Annotated in this window: 13 protein-coding genes and 1 other RNA gene; 9 read left to right on the top strand and 5 right to left on the bottom strand. The window is 71.6% G+C overall.

Annotated elements, in window-relative coordinates; all coding sequences use genetic code 11:
• Positions 1-52: 52 nt before the first annotated feature.
• Together GA0074696_RS27875 and GA0074696_RS27870 are read right to left on the bottom strand one after the other, a co-directional pair.
• Positions 53-1,162 (bottom strand): GNAT family N-acetyltransferase, encoded by a 1,110-nt coding sequence (locus tag GA0074696_RS27875; protein ID WP_088963832.1) that lies wholly within the window; start codon positions 1,160-1,162, stop codon positions 53-55.
• The gene (locus tag GA0074696_RS27870; RefSeq protein ID WP_088963831.1) at positions 1,159-2,319 is read right to left on the bottom strand and encodes a GNAT family N-acetyltransferase; all 1,161 of its coding nucleotides are present in this window, start codon (positions 2,317-2,319) and stop codon (positions 1,159-1,161) included. Before GA0074696_RS27870 ends, GA0074696_RS27875 begins: the two co-directional genes overlap by 4 nt.
• Before the next feature lie 169 nt (positions 2,320-2,488).
• On the opposite strand from GA0074696_RS27870, the gene secA reads away from it, so the two are divergent.
• Positions 2,489-5,416 (top strand): preprotein translocase subunit SecA, encoded by a 2,928-nt coding sequence (gene secA / locus GA0074696_RS27865; RefSeq protein WP_088963830.1) that lies wholly within the window; start codon positions 2,489-2,491, stop codon positions 5,414-5,416.
• Positions 5,417-5,567: 151 nt separating this feature from the next.
• Here secA and GA0074696_RS27860 read toward each other — a convergent pair whose 3' ends face one another.
• Together GA0074696_RS27860 and GA0074696_RS27855 are read right to left on the bottom strand one after the other, a co-directional pair.
• A complete protein-coding gene (locus GA0074696_RS27860) occupies positions 5,568-6,152 on the bottom strand; it encodes an Rv3235 family protein (RefSeq protein ID WP_088964851.1) in 585 nt (194 codons plus the stop codon).
• 104 nt (positions 6,153-6,256) lie between these two features.
• Positions 6,257-6,484: a helix-turn-helix domain-containing protein gene (locus GA0074696_RS27855; RefSeq protein WP_088963829.1), complete on the bottom strand. Its 228-nt coding sequence runs from the start codon at positions 6,482-6,484 to the stop codon at positions 6,257-6,259.
• Positions 6,485-6,680: 196 nt separating this feature from the next.
• Here GA0074696_RS27855 and GA0074696_RS27850 point away from each other — a divergent pair, with 196 nt between their 5' ends.
• A complete protein-coding gene (locus GA0074696_RS27850; RefSeq protein ID WP_088963828.1) occupies positions 6,681-7,190 on the top strand; it encodes a DUF6912 family protein in 510 nt (169 codons plus the stop codon).
• Positions 7,191-7,331: 141 nt separating this feature from the next.
• Here the strand turns inward: GA0074696_RS27850 and GA0074696_RS27845 are convergent, their stop codons facing one another.
• On the bottom strand, positions 7,332-8,357 hold the full coding sequence (locus tag GA0074696_RS27845; protein WP_088963827.1) for a hypothetical protein: 1,026 nt from the start codon (positions 8,355-8,357) through the stop codon (positions 7,332-7,334).
• 355 nt (positions 8,358-8,712) lie between these two features.
• On the opposite strand from GA0074696_RS27845, the gene pruA reads away from it, so the two are divergent.
• The 7 genes from pruA to ssrA all read left to right on the top strand — a co-directional run bounded on the left by pruA (position 8,713) and on the right by ssrA (position 15,134).
• Positions 8,713-10,344 carry an L-glutamate gamma-semialdehyde dehydrogenase gene (pruA, locus tag GA0074696_RS27840; RefSeq protein ID WP_088963826.1) on the top strand — a complete coding sequence of 544 codons (1,632 nt, stop codon included), beginning with the start codon at positions 8,713-8,715 and terminating at the stop codon, positions 10,342-10,344.
• A gap of 243 nt (positions 10,345-10,587) precedes the next feature.
• On the top strand, positions 10,588-11,103 hold the full coding sequence (locus tag GA0074696_RS27835) for a PadR family transcriptional regulator (RefSeq protein WP_088963825.1): 516 nt from the start codon (positions 10,588-10,590) through the stop codon (positions 11,101-11,103).
• A 64-nt stretch (positions 11,104-11,167) separates the two neighbouring features.
• The gene (gene prfB / locus GA0074696_RS27830; protein WP_088963824.1) at positions 11,168-12,289 is read left to right on the top strand and encodes a peptide chain release factor 2; all 1,122 of its coding nucleotides are present in this window, start codon (positions 11,168-11,170) and stop codon (positions 12,287-12,289) included.
• Between the two features lie 118 nt (positions 12,290-12,407).
• Positions 12,408-13,088: a cell division ATP-binding protein FtsE gene (ftsE, locus tag GA0074696_RS27825; RefSeq protein WP_088963823.1), complete on the top strand. Its 681-nt coding sequence runs from the start codon at positions 12,408-12,410 to the stop codon at positions 13,086-13,088.
• 70 nt (positions 13,089-13,158) lie between these two features.
• On the top strand, positions 13,159-14,034 hold the full coding sequence (ftsX, locus tag GA0074696_RS27820; RefSeq protein ID WP_088963822.1) for a permease-like cell division protein FtsX: 876 nt from the start codon (positions 13,159-13,161) through the stop codon (positions 14,032-14,034).
• Positions 14,035-14,172: 138 nt separating this feature from the next.
• On the top strand, positions 14,173-14,652 hold the full coding sequence (gene smpB / locus GA0074696_RS27815; protein WP_088964850.1) for an SsrA-binding protein SmpB: 480 nt from the start codon (positions 14,173-14,175) through the stop codon (positions 14,650-14,652).
• 106 nt (positions 14,653-14,758) lie between these two features.
• Positions 14,759-15,134, top strand: a transfer-messenger RNA (tmRNA) gene (gene ssrA / locus GA0074696_RS27810).
• Positions 15,135-15,168: the final 34 nt, after the last annotated feature.

Genomic DNA, 15,168 nt, shown 5'->3' with positions numbered 1-15,168 from the left:
GGTCACGGAGCCGGGTGGTCCGCCCATCCCGGCTCCGGTGGCCGGCGCGCGCTCAACGCGGGTCGTCGGCTAGCAGCGCGTAGAGCACGATGTCCGCCCGGACTCCGTCCCGGCCGGGGAGCCGACCCCGCATCAGCCCCTCCCGTAGGAACCCGGCCCGCTCCAGCACCCGCTGGGAGCCGACGTTCTCCGGCGCGGTACCGGCCCAGAGCCGGGCCAGTCCGACCGGCCCGAACGCCCACTCGGCGAGGAGCCGCACCGCCCGGGTGGCCAGCCCCCGGCCGCGCGCCTCGGGCAGCAGGCTGTAGCCGAGCATCGCCTGGCCGGTGGCCGGCTCGTCGTAGATCATCGCGCAGCCGCCGGCCAGTTCCCCGGTGCGCGCGTCGCAGAGCGCGACGTCGGCCGAGCTGCCGACCAGCCATTCGCTCTCCGCGACGGCGCAGCGCCGCGCGATCCCCGCCCGGGTCGGCGGGACCTGCCGTACCCGGCTCGCCACCACCTCGGGCAGCGTGTGCAGCCGGTACAGCGCGTCGGTGTCCGCCGGGGTGAGCCGGCGCAGCGTCACCACGTCGTCGGTGAGCCGGCCGTCGGGCAGGTCCGGCAGCGCCCGGGGCGTCGGGCCGGCGGGGTCGTCGGCGAGGCGTACCCAGGCCCACAGGTCGTGCCGCCCGCCGCCGCGCGTCGGGTTCGCGCCCCGGCGGACCCCCTCGTACCGGAAGCCGGCGGCGAGCGCCACCCGCATGCTCGCCGCGTTCTCCTCGTGGGTGAGCAGTTCCAGCCGGGCGGCGCCGGCGGCGAAGGCGTACCCGGCCAGCGCCCGGGTGGCGGCGGTGGCCACGCCCCGGCCGCGAGCCCACGGCGCCACCCAGTAGCCGATCTCCGCCTGGCCCCGCGCCGGGACCGGCTGGCTGAGCCCGATCCCGCCGAGCAACCGGTCGGAGGCCGGGTCGGCGATCGCGTACGCGGCGCCACCGGTGGCCCAGGCGGCCGGCGCGCCCTCGGTGATCCACCACCGGGCGCTCTGCTCGGTGTACGGGTCGGGCATGCCGGAGATGAACCGTCGGGTGAGCGGGTCGGCGCAGGCGGTGGCGGTGTCCGCGACGTCGTCGAGCCGGAACGGGCGCAGCCGGACCTCGTGGGACTCGACGATCTCGGGGGTCACGAGGTCAGGTCCTCGGCGAGCAGCGCGGCCACCCAGGCGTCGCCCCGGCCGCCGTCGCGGCCGGTCAGTCGGGCCCGGGCGGTGCCCTCGAACGAGAACCCCGCCTTCTCCGCCACCCGACGGGAGGCGGTGTTGCCGACCAGCGCCAGCCACTCGATCCGGGCCAGGCCCAGGGTGGTGAAACCCCAGGCGGCCAGTGCGGCCACGGCGGCGGGCAGGTAGCCCCGGCCCCGGGCGTGCGGGGCGGTCATGAAGCCGACGTTGCCGCCGAGCGGGTCGGGGCCGAGGCGCAGGTCGACCGAGGCCACGTACCGGTCGTCGGAGTCGGCAACGGTGTAGTACGCCCCGGTGCCCCGGGCCCAGGCCGCCTCGGCGAAGTCCCGCAGGAAGCCCTCGGCGTGCTCCCGCTCGTACGGGTGCGGCACGGTGGTCCAGCGGACCGTGTCGGGGTCGCGGCAGGTCTCGACGACGGCGTCGAGGTCGCGTTCCTCCATCGAGCGCAGCCGCAGCTCGGTGTCGCCCGCTGTGGCGAAGAGGACGGGCTGCGGCCGACCGAAGACGGCGGCCCGGCGGGCGTCGAGGGTGTCCGGGCCGGCCGGCCCGGGTTCTCCCGGCGCGGGCACCTCGCCGGGCAGCAGCGAGCCGATCCAGCCGGCCGTCCGGCCGCCCTCGGCCGGGTGGGCCAGCCGCAGCTCGCCGGAGACCCGGAAGCCGGCGCGCAGCGCGACCAGCCGGGAGTAGTGGTTGCCGACCTCGGCCTGCCAGACCAGCCGGCGCAGCTTCAGCGCGTCGAACGCCCAGCGGGCGACCGCCCGGGTGGCCCGCACGGTGACACCCCGCCCGCGCGCCCAGGGCGCGGTCCAGTAGCCGATCTCGGCGGAGTCCAGGCCCCGGTCGATCGAGACGAGGCCGCAGGAGCCGAGCAGCTCGCCGGTGCCGGCGTCGCAGACCGCGAACGGGGCTCCGGTGCCCTCGACCCAGGCCGTCGCGGCGATGCCGGTGACGAACCCGTGGGCGTGTTCCGGCAGGTACGGGCGCGGTACGGTGGTCCAGCGCTGGATGTCCGGGTCCTGGCAGGCGCGGTGCACGGCGTCCGCGTCGGTGGCCCGCCAGGGGCGCAGCAGCAGGCCGTCCTCGATGATCTCCACGGGCTCCATCCGAGTCATCGTGCCGGATCGTTCGCGGTGGGCGTAACCGGATAACCGCCGGTGGCGGCACTGCCTGCGCGATATGTCGGGTTCGCCGGGCCGGACCGCCGCCACCAGTGACCATCGCGCCGACGGAGCGCCTACGATGGTTCGAGACTGTCTAGGGGAGCGTTGATCCGTGTCGATTCTGGAAAAGGTCCTTAGCGCGGGCGAGGGCCGTATGGTGCGCCGGCTCAAGGCCATCGCCGCCGCCGTCAACTCGATCGAGGACGACTACGTCGACCTCACCGACGACGAGCTGCGCGGCCTGACCGAGCAGTACAAGGAGCGGCTCGCCGACGGTGAGACTCTCGACGACCTGCTGCCCGAGGCGTTCGCCACGGTGCGCGAGGCGGCTGCCCGGGTGCTCGGCCAGCGGCCGTACGACGTCCAGGTGATGGGTGGCGCGGCGCTGCACTTCGGCAACATCGCCGAGATGAAGACCGGTGAGGGCAAGACCCTGACCTCGGTCATGGCGGTCTACCTGAACGCGCTCTCCGGCAAGGGCGTGCACGTGATCACGGTCAACGACTACCTGGCCCAGCGCGACGCCGCCTGGATGGGCCGGGTGCACGAGTTCCTCGGGCTGACCGTCGGCGTGGTGCTGCCCAACCGGCCGAGCAGCGAGCACCGCGCCGCGTACGAGTGCGACATCACCTACGGCACCAACAACGAGTTCGGCTTCGACTACCTGCGCGACAACATGGCCTGGTCGAAGGATGAGCTGGTGCAGCGCGGCCACAACTTCGCCGTGGTCGACGAGGTCGACTCGATCCTCATCGACGAGGCCCGGACCCCGCTGATCATTTCCGGCCCGGCCGAGCACTCCGCCCGCTGGTACCAGGAGTTCGCCGGCGTGGTGGCCCGGATGCAGCCGGGCACCGACGGCGAGGGCGACTACGAGGTCGACTACGCCAAGCGGACGATCGCGGTCACCGAGCGCGGCGTGGCCAAGGTCGAGGACCGGCTCGGCATCGACAACCTCTACGAGTCGGTGAACACCCCGCTGGTCGGCTACCTGAACAACGCGATCAAGGCCAAGGAGCTCTACAAGCGCGACAAGGACTACATCCTCAGCGACGGCGAGGTCCTGATCGTCGACGAGTTCACCGGCCGCATCCTGCACGGTCGTCGCTACAACGAGGGCATGCACCAGGCGATCGAGGCCAAGGAGGGGGTGGAGATCAAGCAGGAGAACCAGACCCTGGCCACCATCACCCTCCAGAACTACTTCCGCCTCTACGAGAAGCTCTCCGGCATGACCGGCACCGCCCAGACCGAGGCGAGCGAGTTCAACAAGGTCTACAAGGTCGGCGTCGTGACCATTCCGACGCACCGGCCGATGGTCCGCCTCGATCGGGCCGACGTCATCTACAAGACCGAGCGGGCCAAGTTCAATGCGGTCATCGAGGACATCGCCGAGCGGCACCAGGCCGGCCAGCCGGTGCTGGTCGGCACCGTGTCGGTGGAGAACTCGGAGATCCTCTCCCAGCTGCTGCGCCGCCGCGGCATCCCACACTCGGTGCTGAACGCGAAGTTCCACGCCCGGGAGGCGGAGATCGTCGCCCAGGCCGGCCGCAAGGGCGCGGTCACCGTCGCCACCAACATGGCTGGCCGTGGCACCGACATCCTGCTCGGCGGCAACCCCGAATTCCTCGCCGCCAGCGAGCTGCGCCAGCGCGGCCTCGACCCGCTGGAGAACGACGAGGAGTACGCCAAGGCGATGGAGGAGGTCCTCCCCGCCTGGAAGCAGGCCTGCGAGGCCGAGGCCGAGGAGGTCGCCGAGGCCGGTGGCCTCTACGTGCTCGGCACCGAGCGGCACGAGTCCCGCCGGATCGACAACCAGCTGCGCGGTCGGGCCGGCCGGCAGGGTGACCCGGGCGAGTCCCGCTTCTACCTGTCGCTGCAGGACGAGCTGATGAAGCGCTTCCGCGCGGGTGCGGTCGAGGCGGTGATGGAGCGCTTCAACATCCCGGAGGACGTGCCGATCGAGTCGAAGATGGTCACCCGCCAGATCAAGAGCGCCCAGGCGCAGATCGAGGGCCAGAACGCCGAGATCCGCAAGAACGTCCTCAAGTACGACGAGGTGCTCAACAGGCAGCGCCAGGTGATCTACGCCGAGCGGCTGCGGGTGCTCAACGGCGAGGACCTCTCCGACCAGGTCCGCAACATGATCGACGACGTGATCACCGCGTACGTCACCGGCGCCACCAGCGACGGCTACGCCGAGGACTGGGACCTGGAGCAGCTCTGGTCCAGCCTCAAGCAGCTCTACCCGGTGGGCATCACCATCGAGGAGATGGAGGAGGAGGCCGGCGGCGCCCGCGCGGGCATCGACGCCGACTTCCTGCTGGCCCGCCTCAAGGAGGACGCGCACACCGCGTACGACCGGCGTGAGGAGCAGCTCGGCGAGGAGGCGGTACGCCAGCTGGAGCGGATGGTGCTGCTCCAGGTGATCGACCGCAAGTGGCGCGAGCACCTCTACGAGATGGACTACCTCCAGGAGGGCATCAGCCTCCGGGCGTACGCCCAGCGCGACCCGGTCATCGAGTACCAGCGCGAGGGCTTCGACATGTTCGCCACCATGATGGACGGCATCAAGGAGGAGACGGTCGGCTTCCTCTACAACCTGGAGGTGCAGGTCCAGGAGCCGGAGCCGGAGGCCGAGGAGGTCCAGCTGCTGGAGAAGCCGGTCGAGATCCGGGCCAAGGGTCTCAACCGCGCGCCGCAGCAGCAGGGCCTGCAGTACTCCGCGCCCGCCGTCGACGGCGAGGCCGGCCGGGGCACCCCGGTCATCGAGCACCCGGAGCAGCAGGCGCCCGCCCTGGGCGTCGGTCGTTCGGAGACTCCGGCCCGTCCGGCGGCGCCGGGGGCGTCCGGCACTCCGCGTCGTCCGGCGGCCACCGGGGCGAGCGGTCAGGCCGTCGCGGCCAGCACCGCCCGCCGCGGGTCGGTGCCGGCGGAGCGTGCCGAGGGCGGCAACGGCCCGTCCCGCAACGCGCCCTGCCCGTGCGGCTCCGGCCGCAAGTACAAGCGCTGCCACGGCGCGCCCAACGGCGGCGCCTGATCCTGACGCGGGGCCCCCGCCCCGCCGAGTCGGTACGACGAGAGCCGCAGTCCTTCGGGACTGCGGCTCTCGCCGTCCTGCCGCCCGTCCGGCGGATCCTCGTGAGATGCCGACGGACCCGACGGCGGGCCGGCGAAGGCGGGCGAGGTGGTCAGAGCACCTGGAGGGCGGTGCAGAGCCAGCCGCCCCGGCGGTGTTCGAGGCGTACCGCCAGGGCCCAGGTGCGGCCGGCTCCGCCCAGCACCGCGGCCGCCTCGACGGCCGCCGACCGTGGCTCGCACACCCGGAGCCGGCGCAGGTGCACCACCGGCCGGCTCGCCCGACGCCGGTGCCGGCCGGTGCGGGCCGACGCCCGGGCCAGCTGCTCGGTGACCTCGGCGGCCCGGCCGGGCTCGACCAGGGACCGGAGCTGCCCGGGCGGGCGGTAGCCGTTGAGGATCTCCAGGAAGGTGGCGACGAACCGCTGGGCGGCACGGCCGGCCTCGGGCGTCGCCGTGGCGAGGGCGCCGGGCGGCGGGCCGGAGCGGGGCCGGGGCGGCCCGGGGTGGGAGTCGTGCCGCCGGCCGGGCGGGCGGCCGGCGGGCTGGTGCGCGGCACCGAAGAGGTCGAGGGCGAGCTGGCCGCTGGGGCAGGGCCAGAGATCCGGCGACTCGTCGACGTAGGGCGGATCGCTGACCGGGGCCGGGCGCAGCCGGATCGGGGGCCGGGAGGGGCCGGGACGACGGGAGTCGGTCATGTCGTTCACCTCTGATCGTTGCGTTTGCCTTCGTTTGCCTCCGGCACGCTTCGATACTCGGGCATGGCAGTGTCCGCCGTCAATGGCGTTCAGCGTCGGGACGGCTACTCGGTGTCGCGGTCGGCGAGCGGGTTGCCGCGTACCCACTCGGCGGTTTCGGTGTACTTGCGCTGGATGTACTCCTCCAGTTGGGCGCGCTCGACGCGCCACTGGCCGCGCCCACCGATCTTGATCGCCGGCAGCTCTCCGCTGCGCACCATGTGGTAGACCTGCGAGTCCGACACGTTCAACTCGGTGGCCACGTCGGAGAGCAGGAGAAACCTCGGCTCCACGGATACCCCCGGTGTTGGCGTCGTTTGCCTCAGTTTGCCACCGCCGGCCGGGCCCGCCCAGCACCCACCCGGCCGGCGGTGCGGTGCGGCAACTTCCACCGGGCCGGTGCGGGGTGTATGACGGTCTCGGCGTACGGCATGATCGGCGCCCGGACCGGCGGACCCGCCGGTCCGCGAACGATCGGGGGATACGACGGTGAGCGACGAGCTGGTCCGGGTGTACGTCCCGGCGACGGTGCCGATGCTGGCCCGGCTGCGGGAGCAGGGGCTGTCGGCCGACCAGGCGCACGCCGTCACCCCCGCCCTGCGCGAGTGGTACGCCGAGGGCGACGAGGAGGAGCTGGAGTACGTCGCGTTCACCCGCGCCGCCCAGGACGCCCTCCAGCTGCTGCGGCAGGATCCGGCCGCGCCGCGGCGCCGGGTGGTGGTCTCGGTGGACCTGCCCCCGTCGGCGGTCGGCCGGGGCGACGGTGACCTCGGCTCCAGCACCGTGCGGCTCGACCAGCCGGTGCCGGTGCGGTCGGTGGCCGCGCTGCACGTGGACGGCGCGGACGCGGTGGACGACGTGGCCGCCGCCGTCGAGGTGGTCGCCGAGGCTCTGGCGGGCGACCCGGACGCCCAGTTCACCGTCGACAGCGCCGAGGACCACGAGCTGGAGTGGTACGACCCCTCCGAGCTGGACCTGCTGCTCCGCGCCGCCTCCTGATCCGGCCCGCCGGCGCACTCGGGCCGCCTTTGCGGCATGTCGCGGTGTTCCAGGCGGCTGACACCGCAACTCGCCGCAAACGGAGTGGATCACGTCCACCGGCCGAGCGGGCGAGCGGGCGAGGACGAGCCTCAGCCGGCCTCAGTCGTCGACCGGGTCCGGCTCGTCGTCGTCGTGGGGCGCCGGGCCGAGGGTGCGGCCGAAGGCGACGAGCGCGGTCAGCGCGCCGACGAACAGCACCCAGATGCCGTTGTCGACGCGGGAGGTGCCAAGGCTGGTCTGGGCGACCGCGTCCGCCTCGCTCAGCGCGCCGGCCAGGTCGAGCAGGGTCCGGCCACCGATCCGGATGATCACCTCGGCGAGCAGCAGGAGCAGGCCCGGTCCGGCCCCGGCGACCAGGTACGCCGGCCAGCGCAGCGCCGGCGTCGCCGGGTCGCGGCGCAGCGCCCGGCGGCGGGCCCAGGTCAGGTAGCCGAAGGCGAGCAGGCCGGCGAGCAGGCCGGCGAGCAGCGACTCGGTGCGGGAGACCCACTTGGCGGCGCTGAGCAGCGACACCTGGGAGCCGTCGGCGCCGAAGAGGTCGAACAGCGGGTCGCGGGCGCGGCTGAACGCCACCACGAAGACCAGCGTGCCCAGGGCGGCGGTGACCACGGCGCCGACCGGGGCGGCGTCGCGGGCTCCGGCCAGTGCCCCGCCGATGATGGCCGCGGCGGCGCTGGTGCCCGCGATGGTGTTGGTGGTCGCGTTGTCGGCGTAGGTCAGGTTGATCGCGAGGGCGGCGGCGAGCCCGACCAGCAGGCCGGTGCCGACCGCCACCACGAAGCGCAGGGTGGCCCGGTCGACGCCCCGCCGGGCCAGCAGTCCGGTCACCGCCAGGGCGACGGCGGCCCCGGCCACCAGGGCGGCCGAGATGACCCCGGGCAGGGCGAAGGCGGAGAGGCTGATCGCGGTGAGGCCGGCCGCCGCCGAGCTGATCGCCTCGCGGGTCGACCAGAGCATCGCCGCCAGCCACCCGACCGCCAGCAGGGCCAGCACGGGTGCGCCCGGGGCACGCGCCGGGCGGGGGGCCTCGGCCACCGGCGCCACCTGGTCGGCCTGGTCGGCCGGGTCGGTGGTGTCCGGCCGGTCCGACTCCGCGGCCGTCGAGCTGCCGGGCTGCTTGCTCATCGTGTCCCCTTCGACGGGCGCCCGACCGCAGCGGCGGGCCGGGGCAGGTCACCGGCCATCCAGCGTACGCGCCCGGCCCGGCCGGCTCCGCGCGCCCGCGCCCGCACCGCCGGCCTGCTTTCCTTCGGCCGAAAGGGCCGTTCGGGTACGGATCACCGCCCGGCCCGCACCCGCACTTCTCGATCTATGGTTTTGGGCCGGGCGGGGCGCGATCGGCGGGGAGCGGGCGTGGGAGAATCGCCGGAGGTCCCGCCGCCGCGACGCCCCACCCGCGCGGTGCCCGGCGTCCGGCCGTCCGGTCGGTGCCCGCGGGTCCGATTTCGCCACCGCCGTCGAGATCGCACAGGAGCCTGTGATGGACGCCGTGTTCTCCGTACCCGAGCCGCGCAACGAGCCGGTACGCACCTACGAGCCGGGCAGCGCCGACCGGGAGCGCCTGCAGCGGCGGCTGACCGAACTCGCCGCCGAGCGGATCGACCTGCCGATGACGATCGCCGGCGAGCAGCGGATGGCCGGCGGTGAGTCGATCGACGTGGTCCAGCCGCACAAGCACGCCCACGTGCTCGGCGTCACCGGCCACGCCACCCACGACGACGCCCGCGCCGCCGTGAAGGCCGCCAAGGACGCCGCGCCGATGTGGCGCGCGCTGCCGTTCGAGGAGCGGGCCGCGATCTTCCTGCGCGCCGCCGAGCTGCTCGCCGGCCCCTGGCGGGACACCCTGAACGCCGCCACCATGCTCGGCCAGTCCAAGACCGCCGTCCAGGCGGAGATCGACTCGGCCTGCGAGTTCATCGACTTCCTCCGGTTCAACGTGCACTTCGCCCGGCGGCTGCTCGAGGAGCAGCCGATGTCGTCGCCCGGGGTGTGGAACCGCTTCGACCACCGCCCGCTGGAGGGCTTCGTCTACGCGGTCACCCCGTTCAACTTCACCGCGATCGCCGGCAACCTGCCCTCGGCGCCGGCCCTGCTCGGCAACACCGTGGTCTGGAAGCCGGGCCCGACCCAGCAGTTCGCCGCGCACTTCACCATGCGGCTGTTCGAGGCGGCCGGCCTGCCGCCCGGCGTGATCAACATGGTCACCGGGCGCGGCGAGGAGGTCTCCGACGTCGTGCTCGCCGACCCGGACCTGGCCGGCATCCACTTCACCGGCTCCACCAAGGTCTTCCAGCACCTGTGGCGGACCGTCGGCGAGAACATCGCCGGCTACCGGGGCTACCCGCGGCTGGTCGGCGAGACCGGCGGCAAGGACTTCGTGGTCGCGCACCCCAGCGCCGACGTCGACGCCCTGCACACCGCGCTGATCCGGGGCGCCTACGAGTACCAGGGCCAGAAGTGCTCGGCCGCCTCGCGGGCGTACGTGCCGCGTTCACTGTGGGAGGGCGGCGGGCTGCGCGACCGGCTGGCCGCCACCACGGACTCGCTGACCTACGGCGACGTCACCGACTTCGGCAACTTCGGCGGCGCGGTGATCGACGAGAAGGCGTTCAGCCGGCACACCGCCGCGCTGGAGCTGATCTCCGGCGACGACACCTGCCTGATCCTCGCCGGCGGCACCGCCGACGACTCGGTCGGCTACTTCGTCCGGCCCACCCTCTTCGAGTGCAGCGACGCCGCGCACGAGACGTTCACCACCGAGTACTTCGGTCCGATCCTCGGCGTGCACGTGTTCGACGACGCCCGCTTCGACGACGCGGTCGCCCAGGCCGAGTCGATCGCGCCGTACGCGCTGACCGGTTCGATCTTCGCCAACGACCGCCGGGTGGTCGAGGCGGTCGCCGAGCGGATGCGGTACGCGGCCGGCAACTTCTACATCAACGACAAGCCGACCGGCGCGGTGGTCGGGCAGCAGCCGTTCGGCGGCGCCCGGGCCAGCGGCACCAACGACAAGGCGGGCTCCTGGCTCAACCTGGTCCGCTGGCTGTCGCCGCGGACGATCAAGGAGACGTTCGTGCCGCCGACCGACCACACGTACCCGCACATGGGCTGAACCGGCGACGGCCGCCGGTGGCGCGCGCAGCGTCACCGGTGGCCCGGCCGGCCCGCGGGCGGGTCGCCGGCTGCGCGGCGGAGCCCGACCGGCCGTCCGGTGGGGCCCGGACACCCTCCGGCCGGTAGGCATCGATAGTCCTGGCACCACTGTCGTCCGCCGACAGTGCACATTGGAAATCCTCCCGGGTGGCAAATCCGGAAATCCTGGACGCTGCGACGGCAAAGTGGCAGCTTAGAGGGCATGGCGGAATCCGGAGTCAACCCCACCGCGGCAGCTCTGCTGGGGCTGCTGCACGAGGGCCCGATGACTGGCGGCCAGCTGATGGCCGCCGCTGAGCGCCGACTGGCGCCGTACTGGTCGATGACCCGCAGTCAGGTCTACCGCGAGTTGCCGGTGCTGGCCGAGCGGGGTTTCGTGCGGCTGGGCAAGCCCGGGCCGCGGATGAGCCAGCCGTACGCGATCACCGCCAGCGGGAAACGGACATTTTCCCGCTGGTTGGCGGAGAACCCGGGTCGGGACACCATCCGCAACCCGATCGCCCTGCGGATCGCGTTCGGCGACCTGCACTCGGCCAGCCAGCTGAAGAACCTCTACGCCTCGGCCAACGAATACCACACCGAGGCCCTGGCGCACGTGCGCGAGCAGGTGAAGAACGCCAAGAAGGAGGGCGACACCTACGACGCCAGCGCGCTGGAGTTCGCCGTCGCCTACCACAAGGCGGCGCTTTCCTGGCTCAAGACCGCCCCGGTCGGCTGATCATCTGCCCGGGTCGGCGGTGTGACGTGAGCGGACCGCCGCACGCACAGTACGCTTGTCTGTCGTGACCGCTGCCGATTACGCCGAACAGCTCAAGGAACTCGACGCCACCCTGCGCAACATCGAGGCCGTGCTCAACCTCGACCGCCTGCACGAGGAGAAGGCCCGGCTCGAGGAGCAGGCGTCCGCGCCCGACCTGTGGGACGACCAGGCGAAGGCGCAGCAGGTGACCTCGCAGCTGTCCTACGTCAACGGCGAGATCAGCAAGCTGGGCAGCCTCCGCTCCCGGCTCGACGACGCCGGGGTCCTGCTGGAGCTGGCCGAGGCCGAATCCGACCCGGGGGTGCTCTCCGAGGTCGAGACGGAGATCGGTGGGCTGCGCAAGGCCATCCAGGACATGGAGGTCCGCACCCTGCTCTCCGGCGAGTACGACTCCCGGGAGGCGCTGGTCGCCATCCGGGCCGGCGCCGGCGGGGTGGACGCGGCCGACTTCGCCGAGATGCTGCTGCGGATGTACCTGCGCTGGGCCGAGCGGCACGGCTACCCGACCGAGGTCTACGAGACCTCGTACGCGGAGGAGGCCGGCCTGAAGTCCGCCACCTTCACCGTCAAGGTCCCGTACGCCTACGGCACGCTGAGCGTCGAGTCGGGCACCCACCGGCTGGTCCGGATCAGCCCCTTCGACAACCAGGGCCGCCGGCAGACCAGCTTCGCCGGTGTCGAGGTGCTGCCGGTGGTGGAGCAGACCGACAGCATCGAGATTCCCGAGAACGAGATGCGGATCGACGTCTACCGCTCCTCCGGCCCCGGTGGGCAGAGCGTCAACACCACCGACTCGGCGGTCCGGCTCACCCACATCCCGACCGGCATCGTGGTGACCTGCCAGAACGAGAAGTCCCAGCTGCAGAACAAGGCCTCCGCGCTGCGGGTGCTCCAGGCCCGGCTGCTGGAGCGCAAGCGGCAGGAGGAGCAGGCCAAGATGCAGGGCCTGAAGACCGAGGCCGCCGGCTCGTGGGGCGACCAGATGCGCTCGTACGTCCTGCACCCGTATCAGATGGTGAAGGATCTCCGAACCGAGCAGGAGACCGGCAATCCGTCCTCGGTCTTCGACGGGGACCTGGACAGCTTCATCGAGGCCGGCATCCGCTGGCGCAAGCAGCAGCAGCTCGCCAACGACGCTGCGTGATCAAGCGGCGGCGGAGCGCGTCGTCGATCTCCTGGTGGGAGGGGTAATCGATGACGCGCCTCGCACAGGTGGGGCGTAGGACTTGGCTCAGCGGTTACACCGCGTAGACTCACCACCCGTGATTCAGCTTGAGCAAGTGACGAAGACGTACCCGAAGGCGTCCCGGCCTTCGCTCGACAACGTGTCCGTCTCGATCGAGAAGGGCGAGTTCGTCTTCTTCATCGGTCCATCCGGCTCCGGCAAGTCCACCATCATCAAGATGCTGCTCCACGAGGTCAGCCCAAACAAGGGCCGGGTCGTCGTGAACGGCAGGGACGTCACCGCGATGCGCTCCTGGAAGCGACCCCACTTCCGGCGCTCGATCGGCTGCGTCTTCCAGGACTTCCGGCTGCTGCCGAACCGCACCGCCTACGAGAACGTGGCGTTCGCTCTCGAGGTGATCGGCAAGACCAAGGCGGTCGCCCGCCGGGTCGTGCCCGAGGTGCTGGAGCTGGTGGGGCTCGGTGGCAAGGAGCACCGCTACCCGCATGAGCTCTCCGGTGGTGAGCAGCAGCGGGTGGCCGTCGCCCGGGCGTTCGTGAACCGTCCGCTGATCCTGCTGGCGGACGAGCCGACCGGAAACCTCGACCCGGACACCTCGATCGAGATCATGCGCCTGCTGGACCGGATCAACCGCACCGGCACGACCGTCGTGATGGTCACCCACGACTCCAACATCGTGAACCAGATGCGCCGTCGCGTCGTCGAGATCGAGAGCGGCCGCATCGTGCGCGACCAGGCCCGCGGCGTCTACGGGTGAGCCGGCGCTCCACCCCTGCCGTACACCCTGACGACGAACACCTCATGCCGGAGAGCCGGAGGAACACCCGATGCGGATGAAATACGTCCTGTCCGAGGTACTGGTCGGACTGTGGCGCAACGTCACCATGACCATCGCCATGATCATCACCATGGCGGTGTCGCTGTTCATGCTGGGCGGAGCCGGCCTGCTGTACCAGAAGGTCGGCGACATGAAGGACCTCTACTACGAGAACGTCGAGGTCTCGATCTTCCTGGCGACCGACGTCAGCGAGCAGCAGCGCAACGACCTGGACGCCAAGCTCAAGAGCGACCCCCTGATCAAGGAGGTCCTCTACGTCAACAAGGACGAGGCGTACAAGCGGTTCCAGGAGATGTACCAGGACGCCCCGGACCTGGTGAACGCCGTCAAGGCGGACCAGCTGCCCGAGTCGTTCCGGCTCAAGCTGGTGAACCCGGAGCAGTACAAGAACATCTACGACCAGTACAAGGACGCCGAGGGGGTCGACGAGATCGTCGACCAGAGCCGGCTGCTGGACAAGGTCTTCGGCGTCCTCACCGGCATCCAGACCTTCGCGCTGGTCATCGCGGTGTTCATGGCCGCCGCCGCGCTGCTCCTGGTGGCGAACACCATCCAGGTCGCCGCGTACAGCAAGCGGCGTGAGGTCGCGGTCATGAAGCTCGTCGGCGCGTCCAACTGGTTCATCCAGGCGCCGTTCGTGCTGGAGGCGGTGGTCGCCGGTGTGATCGGTTCGTTCCTCGCGCTGGTGTTCATGGCGCTCGGGAAGTACTTCGGCGGCAGCGGCTCGCTGTCCGCCCTGGAGGGCCTGATCACGCCGGTCTCGTGGGGCGACATCCTGCTGATGTTCCCGATCATGGCGGGCGTCGGCGCCCTGTTCAGCGCGATCACCGGCTGGATCACGCTTCGCTTCTACCTGCGGGTCTAGTTACCCGCCGGCTCCGCCGAGGGCCCTTCCGCGCCGGAATAAACGGCGCGGGAGGGTCCTTGTCATTCGGGTAGCATGATCTCCGCCCCGCGGCCGGTCGCACCGGTCGTGGGTTCACCGGGAAAGGGGGTGGCGCCGATGCCACGGGAAAAGGGTCGCAAGGTGGTCGCCTCCAACAAGAAGGCGCGCCACGACTACGCCATCCTCGACACGTACGAGGCGGGCATGGCGCTGACCGGCACCGAGGTCAAGTCGCTGCGGGCCGGTCGGGCCTCCCTGGTCGACGCGTTCGCCCAGGAGCGCAACGGCGAGCTCTACCTGCACGGCATGCACATTCCGGAGTACACCCAGGGCACCTGGACCAACCACGAGCCCCGGCGTACCCGCAAGCTGCTGCTCAACCGGCTGGAGATCGACCGGCTGATCGGCAAGACCCGCGAGGGCGGGTTGACCATGGTGCCGTTGCAGGTCTACTTCTCCGACGGCTGGGCGAAGGTGGAGATCGCCCTGGCCAAGGGTAAGAAGTCGTACGACAAGCGGCAGGACCTCGCCAAGCGGGACGCCGACCGGGAGATCGCCCGGGTGGCCGGCCGGCGCGGCAAGGGCATGGACGACTGATCTGTCGCCTTTGTCCGAGTCGGTGAATCCGGCCCGGGGCTCGGGATGAAACCCGTTGCGGCAGGCGTTAGTCTTGTACGAAGCCGCCGGAAGGGCGGCCCACCGAGGGGGTGACTGGTTTCGACTTCGTACGTTGCGGCAGGGGAAGCGAGCCGAGGAAGCCGACGTCGTCTCGAGAATCGTTCGTCGGAAACCAATAAGCGCCAAGAACAATCGCGCTGACTTCGCTCTCGCCGCCTGAGGCGAGTAGTGAGTCTGTCGGCCTGGGAACGCCTTCGTCCCAGTCAGCCGGCATCAGCTAGGAGGCTGGCCAATCGGACCCGGTCGCGGGGTCCGTGCGGCGAGATCAATCAGCGACTGGGCCCGTCACACCAACTTGCTCGCGTGAGCGGTGGGGCCGAGTAGAGGCATAGCGAGCTGCGCTCGGAGAAGCCCTGACAAACCGGCGAAGGACCCGGGTTCGATTCCCGGCACCTCCACCACCTCATGTGCGCCCCGGTCCATCGGACCGGGGCG

Origin of the sequence: Micromonospora purpureochromogenes (genome assembly GCF_900091515.1) — a bacterium.
In the GTDB taxonomy this organism is placed as follows: domain Bacteria; phylum Actinomycetota; class Actinomycetes; order Mycobacteriales; family Micromonosporaceae; genus Micromonospora; species Micromonospora purpureochromogenes.
The sequence above is the reverse complement of the archived record's forward strand: the minus strand, read 5'-3'. Positions and strand labels throughout refer to the sequence as shown.

Excerpts from the sequence above, each read along its gene's own strand:
- GA0074696_RS27870 (WP_088963831.1), bottom strand. The coding sequence starts at position 2,319 with ATGGAGCCCGTGGAGATCATCGAGGACGGCCTGCTGCTGCGCCCCTGG.
- GA0074696_RS27860 (WP_088964851.1), bottom strand. The coding sequence starts at position 6,152 with ATGACCGACTCCCGTCGTCCCGGCCCCTCCCGGCCCCCGATCCGGCTG.
- GA0074696_RS27845 (WP_088963827.1), bottom strand. The coding sequence starts at position 8,357 with ATGAGCAAGCAGCCCGGCAGCTCGACGGCCGCGGAGTCGGACCGGCCG.
- pruA (WP_088963826.1), top strand. The coding sequence starts at position 8,713 with ATGGACGCCGTGTTCTCCGTACCCGAGCCGCGCAACGAGCCGGTACGC.
- GA0074696_RS27835 (WP_088963825.1), top strand. The coding sequence starts at position 10,588 with ATGGCGGAATCCGGAGTCAACCCCACCGCGGCAGCTCTGCTGGGGCTG.
- ftsX (WP_088963822.1), top strand. The coding sequence starts at position 13,159 with ATGCGGATGAAATACGTCCTGTCCGAGGTACTGGTCGGACTGTGGCGC.
- smpB (WP_088964850.1), top strand. The coding sequence starts at position 14,173 with ATGCCACGGGAAAAGGGTCGCAAGGTGGTCGCCTCCAACAAGAAGGCG.